This is a genomic window from Portibacter marinus (genome assembly GCF_021533195.1).
GTDB lineage: Bacteria > Bacteroidota > Bacteroidia > Chitinophagales > Saprospiraceae > Portibacter > Portibacter marinus.
In genome coordinates this window covers 87,496-103,695 of the sequence record NZ_JAJNKB010000009.1, presented here as the reverse complement: position 1 = coordinate 103,695, position 16,200 = coordinate 87,496, and the positions used below count along the sequence as shown (strand labels likewise).

Sequence of the window (16,200 nt, the reverse complement as noted above, 5' to 3'; positions counted from 1 at the left end):
ATATGTTTGCAGCTAGAATAACAGATATGCATATTTGCCCATTGCAAACGCCTCCTATTCCTATACCTCATGTAGGCGGACCCATCGTGCAACCAATCATGGGAAAACCTTGCTTAATTGGTGGATTGCCAGCAGCAGGTGCGGGCTCCTTGTGCACATGTGTGGGACCTCCAGATAGTATTATAGCGACGAGCAATGTCTTGGTCAACAATACACCATTGGCGAAAATGGGAGATACAACAGCTCATGGTGGTACGATCATTATTGGATGTACTACTGTAGTGGTGGGCGCAGGTGCTATGAACCCATCCGCAATAGCTGCTAAAGCCACAGAAGCTGCTCAGGCAGCTGCAGATGTTGCAGCACAAGCTGATGCCGTAATGCAAGAAGTGCAAGCCGCAAACGAAGAAATGAATGCATTACTGGAGGAAGGAAACTTATCCGAGGCCCAACAAGAAAGATTAAATGAGTTACAGGGTGATTATGGTGATACGATAAACGACATGGGCCTCAACAATTAATTCATTGCCGTTTCCAATTCTTTTCGATTTGTCATATCATTTTCAGTTGCAGAATTAGAAAGAAAGAAAAGTGATACATTCATTCAGTTCCAAATGCTCTGATCAAACCCACTTGATAAATGACCCGACTTCGCAGCAAGTAATATTAAATAAATTTACGCCTTAGATTGACATGCGAATTAAAATGGCCTATATTGATTTGTTTAAAGGTGAATGCTGTCTATTTCAGCATATTTTTCTTAAAATTATTTAATAAACAAGCTAATCAATTTTTCACAACCTAAATCAACCAGTCATCAAGTTCATTCATTGACCTAAACCAGTTGAAAATTAAAGACAACCATAAAGACAGTGAAGCCGATTTGCAAGATATTACTCATGAAGTAGTGGATATTGAAATAATGAAGTGTACGACAAGTACTTTCATCATTAAAAGTAGTGCTACTAATGCTATGGTAAAGGCCATTCAGATTGAAAAGAGTGGAAATAATATAGAGGAAGTATATCACTTAATTAATAACAGATCAGAAAATGAAGAATTTGCACACCACATAAACTTGACAGACAATCGAGATTTCTTTAAATTGTACGCAATCAATGAGTATAACATTTCAGATGCACTCCTGAATGTAACGGAGTATAGCGACCTCACCGGTGATGATGCAATGGATAAGAAAATTATCAATCGTTGACAAACTTTTAATAGGAAAACAAAGCTTTGGAGAAAAACAATGAAAACACCAACGAGGTAGAGCTATCTCGCGCTTCCGCTGAATATGATGACCATAATCTGACTTCGAAAGATGAGGAAACCATGCAACCACCTGAATTTAACCCTGAGGTCCAGGTTGTACAAAATAAAACAGATGGTGTATCATCAAAAGGAGAAGAAGAGGATGCAGAATCAGAAAATCAGACACTTCTTTTCGCAAATGCAGCAGGAGGAACGGATGACCAGGATGAGGATGGGTCTGGAGCAGGTGATTCTTCCGGCAATGTGGTTTCAGGTGCTGGTGCGCCTATTCAGAAAAAAGAAAATGATATTTCTCCCGCTGGAGATACCCATAAGAATGTACCTAATGAACCTTTTATTCCATCTTCTGTCAATTTACATACCGATTCTCCCAAAGCCTCTGAACTAGGTGCTCTGGCATTTGCGCAAGGTTCAGACATTCACTTCGCTCCAGGGCAATTCAAACCAGATACCAGATCCGGTCAAGAACTAATTGGTCACGAACTTGGTCATGTCATTCAGCAAAAAGAAGGGCGGGTCAAGCCTAATTTTGAGGCCAAGGGTACTCCTGTCAATAATGATCCATCTTTAGAAAAGGAGGCAGACAATTTCGGAGTAGCATTTGCCGATTCTTTACAAAACAGAGACGAGAATCCAATTCAGCAAAAACTAGGAGGAGGATTTAAGAGCAGTCTTCCGGTTCAGAGAAAGGAAAATACAGTTCAGATGTGGCCTAGTCTTCCAAGTTGGGACGATGTAAAAGATACTGCAAGTGGTATAGGAGATATGGCTGGAGATGCCTGGGACGCTACCGGCGGGCGAGTGGTTGATGCGGTAGGCGATGGAATTGATTGGGCATCAGAGAGAATAGACGATGCCTGGGACGCAGGGAAAGAGTTAGCACTTGAACAGGCAATTAGAGCATTGAATGGAGCGGAGGCCATTTTGAATTTTCTGGGAGAGTTAAGTGAAGGTATTGCAAGAAAAGCCATTCAGATAATGGCCCGAATAGACTATACCATGTTAATTGATATTTTAGTTAATTCTCCAGCATATAAGTTGGCGGATTACGTCATTGCTCAATTAGCCAGGGTCATCGATAATGTGCAGCAAATTATCTCCATTCTAGCCAGAGTCAGTAAAAAAATAGCTGAAAAAATACTATCAGCGATTGCATCTATTGACATACAAAAGATTGTCAACTTCCTACTGGAAGTACCAGGTCACATCTTTGCAGCCTATTGTTTTCTTCTATTAAATGCCTTACGAATGGCAGAAGTTTTGGCAGCGATCTCAATTGATGCTGCCGCGGCTATTATTCGCAAGATCGTAAATCATGGAAAGTTTGTAATAAATATCGTTAGGGCCATTATCATGCAGACCGTCGAATTCATGCGTAGCTTACTCATCAAATTGGGTAAAGCGATCATTAGAATTTTGATCGAAGGTTACAGAATGTTCCTAGAAGTAGTAAAAGTGGTCATCGATTACATCTGGCCGGTAGGATATGGGATTAATCTAGAAGGAGGAATCGGAGCCACCTTTGGAATACCACTTCACGTAGGTGTGGACTATGTCTCTTATATACAACACAAATCTACTGAAGTGATGTACTTTTTTAGACAGGGCATTGTGAAAGGTGGACTTGATACAGGGGTAGGTGCAGGTGTATTTGTGGGGTCCGGTCATCAAAAAGGAGGATCTGGTGACCAACAAGGACAGGAATGGGGCTTGGGTGCTGAGGCCGGTGCAAATTTGGAAGCCGGGCTGCAAATGAAACTGATTCAGGAATTTGACTTTCCCATTTACGAAGATGTAGCTTTTATTAGCTTCATGCTTGCTGCCACTGGAAGTGATTCCACCGGCATCTCTGGACTTACCACAAAATTGGTTGATCAAGTCCCAGGAGTCAACTTGGATCCCATGCGATACAACACCAAGACAAAAATGGAGTTTGGTGTTTATGGTAGTGCCAGCGCTGAAGCCAACGCAGGACTGCGTCTCGGAGGAAACCAAAGCGGAAATCAGGGTAGATCAAATCAACCCAATACCTGGGGTACTGATGGACAAAATCCCGATGCGCAAAGAGGTAATACTAATCAGCGAGTCGACGCCCCATGGTACAGTCCGATGAATCTGTTGAATAAATTAAATGTAGGTGCCGGAGCAAATCTTAATCTTTCAGCTGGAATTGGCGTAGAGTTAAGACCCGCTGACTGGCGTGAGGATAGCGAAGGCAATCGAGAACCACACACCGCAGAGTTAGATGTCTTCGGAGAAGGCTCGATTGCTGCCAATATTAATGCTAGCCTACCTGTTCCGCTCCCTTTAAATGGCCTTGGAGTTGATTCAACTGTTGGTGTCAAGGCCACTTGGGCCTTTGTGAAAAGTGGTAGTGGTTTTTTTGATTTCGATTCTACCTTTAAAGGTGCTTCTCCCTATTTCGAAACCGGTGATATGGATCTGTTCAATGGACCAGCCTCGGAGACAGAGTTGAATTCAGAAGGATCAATGCTTAATTTTGAGGAGTTCATTGAAGGCATATCTGGATTAAAACATAGACAAAGAATTGGACTTGCTTCCAGTTTTGGAAGGAAATTCATGTCTTCAAGCAGAAGGCAAGGCGCTGTTAAGTCATTGTTAGGCAAAGACTACAAACATACTGGTATTAACTTTGGTGGATTCTTAACCTATGGCTTAGAGATATCCAAAGCAAATCTGCAATCTATTTTGAGAACGCTATTTGAGTTCCATAAAAACCATTTGACGGACGGCAATTGGCAGAATATGCTAATAGATTTTATCAGATTTTTTAAGACTGGTGAAATACCGGGTTATATGATTACTTTGATCGCAGATATTGTATCAAAAACCAGGGTTACCGAGCTGAAAGTGAGATTACAGGGTGGTATCGGACTAGCTGCTGGCGCTCAAGCTGCTGAAGGGGCAAAAATTAGATTGGATGGCAGGTTTGCTGCTGGTGTATTTAGAGAAACAGACATGATTGCTGAACTTGGAGATGGAGTTCTTACTTCAGCTGAAATCGAAGATCTATTAAGAAACGGCACTTCTTATGTTGGGCTTTCAGTTGCCGATAATAGTGCTGGAGCCTCTCCGTCAACTGAATCAACAGGAGAACAGACTCAAGAACAAGAGCCCGCCATTGAAAGTCCAGAAACGGCTTCAGCAGATCAGCTCATCTCAGAAAATGAGCAGCAAGAAGGATTATCTTCTTCTTCTGAAAACAGAGTATCCTCAGAACTACAAAATGGTCCACAGGTAAATACGCCACAATCTGCACCTGGAGACTCCATGACATCAAGCACAGTAGAAAGAAATGAAGAAGGTGATCTTGAATTCAATCAGGAAGCATTAAGGGAAGACTTCATCGACTCAACCTTCGAAGGAGAGGATTCACTTACGCTCAGATTAGCAATGATGTCACTGTACAGCAACCCACGCGCTGGATTTGTTTACAATATGGCTTTGACCTCAATTGCCAGTTCGAGGGGTATGACCTTTCAGCAAGCAGAAGCTCAGTATAACAGAGCTATTGACTTAAGGATCCGTGGTGAGATTACTTATCAGGAAAATATGAGAAGGCAATTTCCTAATGAAGATCATTCGGGAGATCGAGCAGCGCCTAATCTCAATATAGTACAACACCCTTTGTTTACCGCTTCAAATGGACAATTAAAATTTGGAAAGATTCTGGGCGACACCTTTGGTATTGATGCCGTATTTGGAAGTCTAATCAGTCCTACAGGTGGATTAGTAGGTCCTGCGAATAGCAATCCACTTTTAACGAATTTGGATCCTTCTAATCCCGTTTCCATTCATGGCACAGTCCATGATGCAGCTGGGTACCTCTACAATGCTCATAATATAGGACCAGGGTATGATTACTTACATCGGGAGCAGGGAGAGCAAGAATTTAATCCACTGTCAGGACAGACCAATATCGAGTGGTGGAATGAAGTCTATGATGAACAAGGTCGTGAAGTACCATGGTCAGCCAGATTTCTAGGAAGAGGCTCTCATGCTTTGAACCCATTTGTAGAAGGAAAGGCTCAAACAGATAAAGGATATGATCACATGCCGGAAGCGGAAGAAGCTCTTAGAGAACTTGCACCTATGCAGATGCTGTATGAAATTGCCGCTCATGATATAGCCTACAAACCAAACAGAAGGTCTGTTCCTCAAGCCGTATTAGATTCAATGGCGGCCAATGGATATATGACTGATACTGAAAATGGCATGTCATTCCATCAGGGGCCGATGGGCTTCCGAGCAGTCTTAATATATCCTAAACCAGGATCTGGTAAATTACCACTTCTCGCGATTAGAGGCACCCAACCCGGAACAGGTCGTGCAGATCTTGAAACCGTCATGACCGATTTAGATCAGGCAGCCGTGGGAGCAGAACAATTCAGATTAAACGCAGTATTGATCCAGGCATTACTACAACAAGCAGGAGGCAGAGCAGATGTAACCGGACATAGTCTAGGTGGAGCTATGGCTCAACACACCGCAGTTAATTTCTCATCTATGGTGGCAAGTGTGACCACCTTCCAGTCACCGGGAATAGATCAGGAATCCGTCGATCGATTTAACAATTTGCCTGAGGAAGTCCGACCATTGGCCACACATCATATAGTAACAGGAGATGTAGTAGATAAAGCAGGGCAAGGTAATATAGGAGGTGATGTATATGAACACGACTTTGGACAATTTTTGAATCTTTATCAAATGAGAGATGACCTTTTGGGACATATGGCTCAAGTTCGAGCTGATGCCAATGCTCTTCTCGATATAGATTTTAGATCCCCAGGTCAGAATGCTACTGATTTTGAAGCCTTAAAAGCCTCCTTCGGAAATTTAAAGAATTACATGTCTGAAATTGGTGGAAACGTTGGCGCTGCGCACTCCATGAGGGTCTTTTCAGCTGGTAATTATGCTGATATAAGGGAAAGGCATGGTGTTCAGGATGAAGCCTTTGCCAATGGAGAGGCTGACAGCGGCAATATGTCAGGTGAAACTGCAAGATTGGGCCAGTTTTCAGGTCATCCGCATCAGGACGAACGGAGATTAGCAGAAGCACTTCGATCTACATTGGGACCAGAATTACAAAGACTATTTCATTTGGTTTTCAGAGCCATGGATGCCTATGATGCAGTGAGAAATAGAGCGAGGGCAATCGAACAAGGTGCCAGGGATGGCCTGGGCAGAATGCGGGATGGAATCAGTGATGCTGCTCAGCGAATCAGAGACAATCTGCCATTCTAAATAACTTATTTAATGAAAATTCTATTGGCATACTTTAATATTCTAATCTTGATATCTTGTGCTAATTCAACATCACAGTTGTCACTTGATCAGAATCAAAAACGAAACATGAAAAAAGAGATTGCTTCAACACTAAAAGCCAAATACTCTGAAGAATTCACAGTAAAGGAAGCTTACTTCGACAAATCACAAAATCTATACCTTTTTGTTGCACATCCTGCTGCACAACCTGAAATTGAGTTCGAAGGAACATATGATGAGCGAGAAAGCGAAGAAGCGAATAAAATTGATCATGACGCCTACCCTAACGAAAAATTTTCCTATCAGGCTGGTCAATATTATAAATCTTTATTTCCTAATAAGGAATTAAAGCATATCGCCTCAGCTTCTGTCCACACTGACTACAAACATAAATTTGGAAATGAGGTACCTGAATGGAGTGAATATCTGGATAAAAGAAGCCCGAAGAGTACGGTTAAGATGAACACCTACTTTTTTGAAATCCCAGACAGACCTTTTCATCAAATTGTTGTGACCCTCAGGGCCATTTTAGAAGAAATGCACAGTAAGTATAATAATAATTATTCACTGTATGCCGGCTTCTGGCCCAAGGGATTTCTGGAAGGTAAAAATCTGGATGAAATGACATTTGGATTTGATGCTACTTCTGAAGAGGATGCGGACCATCTAATCAATAAAATGCAATACCTGCAAAAGGTACTCTTTATCAAAATTGTTAACGGATCCGTAGATCAAATAGATGAAGAGAAGCTATTCCATTTAATTAAGGACGATAATAAAAATGGCCAAAATGAAATGATAGAGATTTGATGATGAAAAACGCATCGAATCCTGAAAATTTGCTGGCAGCCGTTCGAATAGGACCAAGCGCTTTTTTTATCAATGTAGAAGGCAGCAAACAAAGTATTGGTGAATTCCGCTTTACTGATAATTTCTCAAGTGGATGGGCTTGCACGAACATGGGTGGTGAAAGAATTCAAAATCCTGAAGGGGTCATCGGTGGTAATTTTAGATATGTCAATGTTGCAGGTGATGTCCTCCCTGTTTGGATGGAGAAACCCTCATTTTTTTCCTGTGGTCTATCTGTCATTCAAAGTGGAAATGATTATAGCGTAATAGATGTAAATGGTAGTTTGAAAATTCAGAGTTTCGATCATATATTTCCTTTCAATGACCACCTGGCAGCAGCAAAAAAGAAGGGAAATTTAGGTTACCTCAATACGAATGGAGAGTGGGAATTTTTAATGAAGCCAAATGATGTGTTGCACAGTTTCTCGGGTGGGATCGCGAAAATTATACGAGAAAAGCACATCGGTTTTATCAACCAGACAGGTCAATGGCTCATCGAGCCGCAAAAAAAAGAAATTTTTGACTTTCATGAGAGATTTGCTGTTGTCCGATCAGATGAAAAATTTGGGTTTATAAATGATGTCGGAGACGTCATAGTCCAACCTATATTCCAGGATATGGGCAATTTCTCTGAAGGTCAATGCGCTTTTAAAGAGAAAGGACTTTGGGGCTTTTTAGACTCAACAGGCATGGTAACCATTGCGCCAAGGTTTCAACAGGTACGAGCTTTTAAGGAAGGAAAAGCGGCTTTCCAATTGGAAGGTAAGGTGGGATTTATAAATCAAGAAGGGGAAGTGGTGATTCCACCTACTTTTGAAGCAGCATTTGAATTTAAAAATGAACTTTGCATTGCTCAGCAAAATCGTAAGTTAGGTTACATAGATGCCTCTGGAGAATGGGTATTAAGCCCCAAATATGATCGTGCAAATCACTTTGTCCATCCTGAAGATGACAATCCTTATTTTCGACCCAATTGACAATCCACCAATTAAACATTATCTTACAGTAAATTCCAACAAGTGGGTGACCAAAAAGACCATATGACGATCCAGAAAAAGGATGTTGAAACCGCCAGCCCAGAAGTAGATACTCAAGATTTCGAGACTGCAACCGAGACACTCCATCCCCCGGCTTTGCAGTTGCAAGCAGAAAAAGGTCAACAAGAAGACATGGGTGGAGAAAAAGAGAGAGAAGATGAAGGTCCCTTCCAGTTCGTACTTGCTTCACCAGCCGATAATCCGCTGACAGAAAGTACAAGGCTTTTCGGAACAGACATCATTCAGGGTAAAGGAATTGCAGAACCTTTCAAAATGCCTATTGTACAGAAGAAGGAGTCCATTCAGTTATCAGATAAAAGTGCAGAAAAACCTTCCTTTAAACTTTAACCATATTTTTTCAATAATGAAAGACACAAAAGAATCATTACGAGAAACAAAAAGTACGCAAACCAATTCAGCTGACCATCTAGATTCAGAACACGCCATTTCAGTACCGGAATTTAATCCTACAGCTGAAAAATCAAATATCAATTCTTCAGCGGGTCACATCCAGATGAAAAAGGATCCTTTTCAAAGAAAAGAAGACGAAGAGGAAGAAGAACTCCAAATGAAAAGTGTGGTTCAATCCAAAAATATCGAGGAGGAAGAGGAGGAATTACAAATGAAAAAAGCAGCATTCAAACCAGAAGATAAAAGTCAGAAAACTTCTTCTAAGACAAAAATGCCGGAAGAAGTTCAGAATAAGATGGAATCCAGTTTTGGTGCAGATTTTTCTAATGTGAATATTCATAATAATTCATCAAATGCAGATTCATTAGGAGCACAAGCATATACTCAAGGAAATGATATCCATTTCGCACCGGGAAAATATAATCCGGGAACACAGTCCGGACAGGAACTACTAGGTCATGAATTAACGCACGTTGTTCAGCAAAGAGCTGGAAGAGTCTCAGGCACTAAACAAATGAAAGGCCATAGTATTAATGATGATGTTTCCCTGGAAAATGAAGCCGACCTTAAAGGGAAAAAAGCTGCTAAGAATTCCATTCCAGAAAATAAAAATGGAACAAAAAGCCAGGATACAAATGTCAGTTCCAGTGAAATAGTACAAAGGGAAGAAAAATCACTCCCGGAAACTTTGGGACAAACTCAAACAGGACCCATAGCTTCAAGAGGAGAGGGAGATGCTCATTCATTTTCACCTAATGACATCAGGCAAGGATCCATTGGTGATTGCTACTTTCTGGCTTCACTGGGAGCAATTGCAAATACAAATCCTGGGCTACTTAGAGATGCTATCACAGAGAATTCTAATGGTACTTACACCGTAAGACTTTACACAGAGCAAGATGTAGGATGGATCTTTGAAGATATGCAACTTCGACCACATAACGTCACCATCTATCCGACTTTCCCGGTCGCGGCAGGATCAACAGATACTGCCAATCCTAATCCACCAAACGCCGCACATGCATGGAGTGCGCCAGGAGATGAAAATGAACTTTGGGTGAAATTGATCGAGAAAGCATACGCCTTATTGATAGGTAGTTATACGCAGATCGGTAAAGGAGGCTTATCAGCCGATGCATTAGAAGTACTTACCGGTGAAAGGTATACTGAAAGAGTCATTTCCAATGATACTAATGCAGCCGCAAAAGAAAGGATAATAGAGATGGTGGATGAAAATGTACCCGTCGTAGCGTCTGCAATTAACATCACAGATGCATCTGCAGAATTACAAACCTTTGCAAGATTAAATAGTATAGTAACACCACACGCATATACGGTTATAAGTGCAAATGATGAGACAATTACACTGAGGAATCCCCATGGACAAGGTGATGCAGCTAACGGAATCCGAGGTGCCAGGGTTGCACAGCCAGTATTAACATGGGCTCAATTCTTTGGCCTATTTGACCAGTATTCGAATAAAGACTAATCGATGAGAAATACTTTAATTATCGCATCAGCAGTTATAGGAATAGGGATTTTTTTTTACTTTAAAAATAAAACGATGGAAGATCATACAACAGAAAACCCAAGTATTAAATCTGATGCGCCATCTCAGGATAGCCAATACGACTTCGTGGTATCAGAGACAGGTTCAATATCTATAAATAATGCTCAACTTTTATTTGGTGGTATTGCAGAAAGAGAAGTGAATGGAAGCAAGGAGGTCAATGTACAAATTGACGTGGATATGAAGGAATTCATTTTTCCGAAAGAAGGAGATACCATTATTCTGAATGATGATAAGTTTCATATAGCAAAGTTTGAAAAACCAGAATCGCCTGGAATCGGTCGCGTTTTTATTAACAGAGTGAAGGAGTAGATCATGGCGAACGGTGTAGCATGACTTCTTAACTCTAATGAATATACAACGAAATCTAAGTTATAATAAACCGAAATCGAAAAAGAAGAATACAGCTGCTGCCCATTCTTTCTTAATGCCTTTGGCTTTTCCGATCCGAGATCCATTTTTATAGATATCTCCGTCGCTCTCCACTTTTCCGATTCGTGAATTATTTAGATAGACGTCGCCATCTGATTCTATTTTCCCAATTCGTCTTCCATTGAGATATACATCGCCGTCTTCTTCTATCTCTCCTATTCTTGATCCATTGATATAAACATCGCCATCTTCCTCTATCTCACCTACTCTGGCGTTGCCGATATAAACGTCGCCATCTGATTCTATTTTACCGACATTGCTGCCATTAAGATATATCGATTGTGAAATGCAAGGGAAACTAAAACCAGCTATTATTAATAAAACCATGGTAATTTTCATATTCCTAAGTTGCAATTTTTCAGATAGTTAGTCAATTTATTAACAATCTTTAACCATACTTATTAATTTAGTGAGGTGATTTCCCATTTTACACTAATTCAAATTTCGGTTTGCTGGATTGAAATAATCACAAATACCATTGAAGTTATATGAGCGATCGGCCAAAAATAAAAATTGTACGAAAAGGTGAAGCAAAGGCCGCAGAACCTGTGGAAGAAAAGACTTATCCTCTTCACGAAGAGCATCAAGAGAATCATGATGATTTGAGCGAAAAGGTCCCTGTTTCGCCTGAGGTCAATGAGTCCCAAATCAATTACGACGATTTTGTCAAACCCATTCCCTGGTTGAAGATAGGCGTCACTGTAAGTGTTATTTTAGGATTGATTGCATTGATTTATTTTGTAGTGTGGCCATTATTTTCTAATGATGATTTTGAATCAATGGATGAAATGGCGATTGAAACTAATAGTGAAGAAGCAGCGACATTGATCAAAGATCAATTGCCTTCAGGTACTGAGAAAATAGAAGATATCCTGTCACGTGATATGACTTTGAGAGAACTGATGACAGAAATTGGTATTCCCAGATCAGATGTCAAGACTTTGGAGGGAGAAGGTAATAAGTACTCGATCAGAAGATTACGAGCAGGTGACAAAATTACTATTGGTCATTCCGAGGGGGCGCCCGAAGATGTCAAAATGTTAATCATTGAGCCCAAGGCTGAACCTTACGATTTCTATCTGATAGATGCTACGGCACTTTCGATAGACAAAAAAGACAAAAAAATTGAAATCCGTGAAAATCATACAGCTGCAATTGTAGAAGGTACGCTGGGCAACACATTTATCGAAAACAATCTGAACTTAAAACTAATTTCTGCCATTGAGGAAATACTGGCCTGGTCCGTGGATTTGTTTGATGTAAGTGATGGTGATAGGTTCAAAGTCCTTTACGATGAAGAATTTGTCAATGGGAAGTCCAATAAAATAGAGCGAATCAAGGCTTTATATTTCAGGAAAGATGACGAAGATATCTACGCCTTTTATTATGATGAAGGTCAACAAGGTTACTTTTCTGAACTTGGGCAATCCATGAAAAAATCATTTCTAGCTACTCCTATTAAGTATGGAGGCGTCATTACTTCTGGATATGGCCTTCGTGTTCACCCAGTGACGGGACATGCTAAACAACATTTGGGTACAGACTTTGCCGCCCCAGAAGGGACACCTATTCAGGCGGTGGCTGACGGAATCATTACCAAAGCAGAGTTCAAATCAAATAATGGCAATTATGTTAAAATGCGCCACGATAAAGTGTATGAGACTCAGTATTTACATATGCAAAAATTTGCACCTAGCTTAAGAGTAGGTTCCCGGGTTCTTCAAGGTGATATCATCGGATATGTGGGATCTACTGGTCTTTCCACTGGACCTCACGTTTGTTATAGATTTTGGAAGAACAATCAACAAGAGGACCCAAGAAAAGAAAATGCAGGTACAGGTGGCAGAATCGCTTCCAGAGAAATTCAGGATTACTATGAATACATTAATCCCATTAAAGCAAGGCTTAAAGAAATAAACTATTTCTGATTACTTTTTCTACTAAAAAGGAAATGAAAAGAGGCCTTGTGACTTAGGATAATCGATTTACAATCTTAATGATTAAAACAGGAAACAAAATTTGCATTTCAGCTTTATCTTCAAAAGTTTAGATGTATAAGTATTTCTATTTTCGAAATTTCCATATAAACACTCTAAAAAAGTTTGACATACTATTATATTCTTTATAACTTCGAAGCGTATTTAGTTAACACTAATACATAAACCAAAGAACAATCATTGAAAATAAAATCAATCTTTACGGATTACATTCGTAGGCTATCAGTGTATTCTACACTTTCTACCTGCATTTTTCTTTTATGTGTTGTCAATATTCATGCTGGCAATCTCATAAACATCACCTCTATTAAGGTATCTAAAGACTACCCCGCAAGTTTTGTCCTGGAGTTAGAAAAACAAGATATTGTGACGGTTTCTTATGGCAAGAACTCAGGAAATGCGGATTTAAAGAATCTGGAAGTACAGATTATTGACCTCAACCAACAGGAAGAGGAAGTGATTGCAACTTTTAACCGGTCAGGCAGAGATTTTCTTGCTGCGTATGAAGGCACATACAGAGTGGATTTCATATATACCGGTAGAGGTAGCGGAATTTTAAAGGAAAGAAGTTTAGATCTTTCTTTAAAAATTGACATCCAAGACTATGAAGGTGTGAAGGAAGGAGAGTCTAAGGAAGTTTTACATGCCACCAATGCTGTAATTGAAGAAGGTGAAGCCAACGCACTCAAAGTGGTTTACTATCTCACGGAAGGAGATAAAATAACGATAAGCAGTACAGATAAAAAAGCTGCTTTTCTCAAACTCAATATCACTCAGCAACCAAAAATCATGTCCATTAGGGGTTCTACAGTGATCGACATCACTTCCGACGGTACCTATACTTTTAATTTTTATCTGGATGATGACGATGAAGGCACTTCATTATTAAATCTGAGGGACTTGCTTTCACGCGATGATATCTTATTTAGAGACTTAAGTATCTATAGAGAACGTGCCGTAGATTATTCAGAAATGGTCAATAACACCAATTCTGAAAATTCCACAGGAGGTGAGAATGAAGATCTATTTGACAACTCTGGTAATGCTGATGCTGAAGGAGCTGAAAGTGATCCCGGTATGGACATCGCAAAGCTAATCGCTGAAGGCAATAAAAGTAGTGAAGAACTTGCACTAGCCATTGCGGAAACCATGAAGGAAATGCAAGAAACCCTGAACAAAAAAAATGTGATTACCCAAGTCACTTCTATTCCTAATGACATTGAACTAAGGCTAGAGCCGGAGCTGAATTTTGCAGCCAACAATGAAAATAGAAAATGTGAGATCATCACACTTCAACCTACTAATTTTAATATCTGGTTTTACTGGGTAGGCGTGGGAGAGAATGCTGAAGAAGCTTTTGACATTCATAGTGAAGAAATCAAGAGGGTTTATCGTACAGAATTTTCAGATGCTGCAGCAGAGTACATCTACAGCAAATTCGGCGGGACAGAACTGGGACGGAAAAATCCAAGTTATCCCGATGAACGCCGATACAGTGAATATTTGAATGAAGATGCAGAATATGCCATTGTGGATACGGAAAACATGCTGAAATTTATGGCTGGCGAGCGATATAGCAAGCTTAATCAGCCGGTCAGAAATGCTCAGTTCATCACAGCAGACAATGGAATTAGCGGCAAGGCTGCAGATGATGGAGACATCTATTTCTGCGCCTGTAATAATAATAAAGCAACACCAGTTAATGTATTTTTTAAATTTTTTGCCATCGATGTCGAGAAGAAAGAATTTTAATATACGATTCTTAATTCCATTACTTACGCTTTTTATGGCGGTGAGTATACCGACTGAGTCATTGCAGTCACAATCAGTATTTGACAGGATTTCAAAACGTTTCCTGAAGAAAAATAGAGTCAAAAAATACGGAAAAAGACTTGTGAATACTGGCAAGGGACCCGACCTGATAGATATGGCCATACAACAACAATATGAGGTTATCGGATTTGAGCCTTCCTGGATGATTAATGAAGGTAGATTTGAAGACCACTATTTTAATTTGTTGACCACCCTTGTGGTTGGAGAATATGACATTAATCCTACGACCGGAAATACGAGAAATCGAAGCAGTTTAAGAGCGCAGTTTGAGAAAAAAGTGAGAGATAAGACAGCTAAAGATGAATTCAATATCATCCAAACTGCTGATTATCACCAACCTCGAATCAACTTTCTGCTTCAATTGACCTACTATGGTGACTATGGAAGAGAAGCAAAGCAAAGACAATACATCAACACCCTTTTAAAGGACGTAGAAGTCCATCAGACTTTAAAGGATAGTTTACAAAGTTATTTCCTGGAATTAAGTGAGGATTACAATATCACCGCTGATCGATCTGGTATTTTGATCGATTTACAGATCGAGAACAGCTTTTATAATGAAGACTTTGTTGATTTTATAACCTTCTTAAGAAATGAATTAGGTCAGGATCATTTGATCTATTTGAAAGTACCTGCGAAATATAGGAAAGAGTCCCTAATACCGCTCGAAATTATACAGTTATTGGAACCGATGGTTGATCGCTTTATTATTCAAGGTTATGGATTTGAAAAGTACTCGCGATCCTATTCACCCTTGGTAGCGATAGATAAGCAATCGTCTTACAGTATTGAGGGCACATTGAACAACTATATGGTTCCTGGATATGAAGATGTCATTCTGGATAAATTTATCGTAGAACTACCATGGTATGGGGTTATTTTCAAACGTGATGAAAACAACAACTACAATTTGAAGGAAGGAAGTCCATATATTACCATTGACAAGTTTAACAAAGACATCAGAGGTCGGTCAGGTACGATTCAATATAAGAATGACAACACGATGGCGTACTATCTTGACAATGAAACGCAATCTGCCTATCTTATTGAGGATTCGACTTCATTGGCATCCAAATATATTTATTTAGTTGACAGTTTGGGAATGCGGGGATTTGCAGTTAATGCCTTAGGCTACTACTCTAATCCAGATAATCGCAGGGGGGAGAACTGGGCTGCCATAGCTGATAATTTTGGTGAAAAACGAGAAAAGATCGGCTGGGTCATTGCCTATTATTTAGCAGCCTTTTTACCGATTGGATTTGTGTATTCGATACTCAGGTACTGGGAGGTCAGAAATTCATTGGCAAAATTTAATAAGTATTGGACCAGGTTTAGAATTTTCTTTTTGGTATCAATACTGATTTTTATCATTTGTACCGGGATAGGAGGAGCCAGAATATTATTGCTGGGGCTTGGATTATTAATTATGCTGTGCTTCTTCATTTATATTATGGTTAAGAAGATGATGATGAGATCAAAGAAATATGTAAACATTGTAAAATAGAGGTGT

11 protein-coding genes and 1 pseudogene are annotated in these 16,200 nt (G+C 39.9%); 11 read left to right on the top strand and 1 reads right to left on the bottom strand.

Annotation, left to right across the window (positions count from 1 at the left end; translation table 11 throughout):
• Positions 1-2: 2 nt before the first annotated feature.
• The 8 genes and pseudogenes from L2567_RS21355 to L2567_RS17510 all read left to right on the top strand — a co-directional run.
• Positions 3-290 (top strand): annotated as a pseudogene (locus L2567_RS21355) (PAAR domain-containing protein); the annotation flags it as partial.
• A 554-nt stretch (positions 291-844) separates the two neighbouring features.
• On the top strand, positions 845-1,213 hold the full coding sequence (locus L2567_RS17540) for a hypothetical protein (protein ID WP_235299121.1): 369 nt from the start codon (positions 845-847) through the stop codon (positions 1,211-1,213).
• 26 nt (positions 1,214-1,239) lie between these two features.
• Positions 1,240-6,540 (top strand): eCIS core domain-containing protein, encoded by a 5,301-nt coding sequence (locus L2567_RS17535; protein WP_235299120.1) that lies wholly within the window; start codon positions 1,240-1,242, stop codon positions 6,538-6,540.
• Between the two features lie 108 nt (positions 6,541-6,648).
• Positions 6,649-7,371: a hypothetical protein gene (locus tag L2567_RS17530; protein WP_235299119.1), complete on the top strand. Its 723-nt coding sequence runs from the start codon at positions 6,649-6,651 to the stop codon at positions 7,369-7,371.
• Complete coding sequence (locus L2567_RS17525) at positions 7,371-8,387, top strand: WG repeat-containing protein (RefSeq protein ID WP_235299118.1); 1,017 nt, start codon at positions 7,371-7,373, stop codon at positions 8,385-8,387. The genes L2567_RS17530 and L2567_RS17525 overlap by 1 nt, the downstream gene beginning before the upstream one ends.
• Positions 8,388-8,450: 63 nt before the next feature.
• Positions 8,451-8,795, top strand: a complete 345-nt coding sequence (locus tag L2567_RS17520; protein WP_235299117.1) for a hypothetical protein — start codon at positions 8,451-8,453, stop codon at positions 8,793-8,795.
• A 16-nt stretch (positions 8,796-8,811) separates the two neighbouring features.
• Positions 8,812-10,347 (top strand): eCIS core domain-containing protein, encoded by a 1,536-nt coding sequence (locus L2567_RS17515; protein ID WP_235299116.1) that lies wholly within the window; start codon positions 8,812-8,814, stop codon positions 10,345-10,347.
• A 3-nt stretch (positions 10,348-10,350) separates the two neighbouring features.
• Positions 10,351-10,740 carry a hypothetical protein gene (locus tag L2567_RS17510; protein WP_235299115.1) on the top strand — a complete coding sequence of 130 codons (390 nt, stop codon included), beginning with the start codon at positions 10,351-10,353 and terminating at the stop codon, positions 10,738-10,740.
• Between the two features lie 60 nt (positions 10,741-10,800).
• On the opposite strand, the gene L2567_RS17505 is transcribed toward L2567_RS17510, so the two are convergent.
• Positions 10,801-11,199 (bottom strand): 5-fold beta-flower protein, encoded by a 399-nt coding sequence (locus L2567_RS17505; protein WP_235299114.1) that lies wholly within the window; start codon positions 11,197-11,199, stop codon positions 10,801-10,803.
• A 149-nt stretch (positions 11,200-11,348) separates the two neighbouring features.
• Between L2567_RS17505 and L2567_RS17500 the strand changes: the two genes are divergently transcribed.
• The 3 genes from L2567_RS17500 (at position 11,349) to L2567_RS17490 (ending at position 16,194) form a co-directional block, all read left to right on the top strand.
• Complete coding sequence (locus tag L2567_RS17500) at positions 11,349-12,788, top strand: M23 family metallopeptidase (protein WP_235299113.1); 1,440 nt, start codon at positions 11,349-11,351, stop codon at positions 12,786-12,788.
• Positions 12,789-13,037: 249 nt separating this feature from the next.
• Positions 13,038-14,609: a hypothetical protein gene (locus tag L2567_RS17495; RefSeq protein ID WP_235299112.1), complete on the top strand. Its 1,572-nt coding sequence runs from the start codon at positions 13,038-13,040 to the stop codon at positions 14,607-14,609.
• Positions 14,587-16,194 carry a hypothetical protein gene (locus L2567_RS17490; protein WP_235299111.1) on the top strand — a complete coding sequence of 536 codons (1,608 nt, stop codon included), beginning with the start codon at positions 14,587-14,589 and terminating at the stop codon, positions 16,192-16,194. The genes L2567_RS17495 and L2567_RS17490 overlap by 23 nt, the downstream gene beginning before the upstream one ends.
• Positions 16,195-16,200 lie beyond the last annotated feature (6 nt).

Bases quoted from the DNA above. Each gene is read 5' to 3' on its own strand.
- L2567_RS17530 (WP_235299119.1), top strand. From the start codon at position 6,649: ATGAAAAAAGAGATTGCTTCAACACTAAAAGCCAAATACTCTGAAGAA.
- L2567_RS17505 (WP_235299114.1), bottom strand. From the start codon at position 11,199: ATGAAAATTACCATGGTTTTATTAATAATAGCTGGTTTTAGTTTCCCT.
- L2567_RS17515 (WP_235299116.1), top strand. From the start codon at position 8,812: ATGAAAGACACAAAAGAATCATTACGAGAAACAAAAAGTACGCAAACC.
- L2567_RS17520 (WP_235299117.1), top strand. From the start codon at position 8,451: ATGACGATCCAGAAAAAGGATGTTGAAACCGCCAGCCCAGAAGTAGAT.
- L2567_RS17500 (WP_235299113.1), top strand. From the start codon at position 11,349: ATGAGCGATCGGCCAAAAATAAAAATTGTACGAAAAGGTGAAGCAAAG.
- L2567_RS17490 (WP_235299111.1), top strand. From the start codon at position 14,587: ATGTCGAGAAGAAAGAATTTTAATATACGATTCTTAATTCCATTACTT.
- L2567_RS17525 (WP_235299118.1), top strand. From the start codon at position 7,371: ATGATGAAAAACGCATCGAATCCTGAAAATTTGCTGGCAGCCGTTCGA.
- L2567_RS17510 (WP_235299115.1), top strand. From the start codon at position 10,351: ATGAGAAATACTTTAATTATCGCATCAGCAGTTATAGGAATAGGGATT.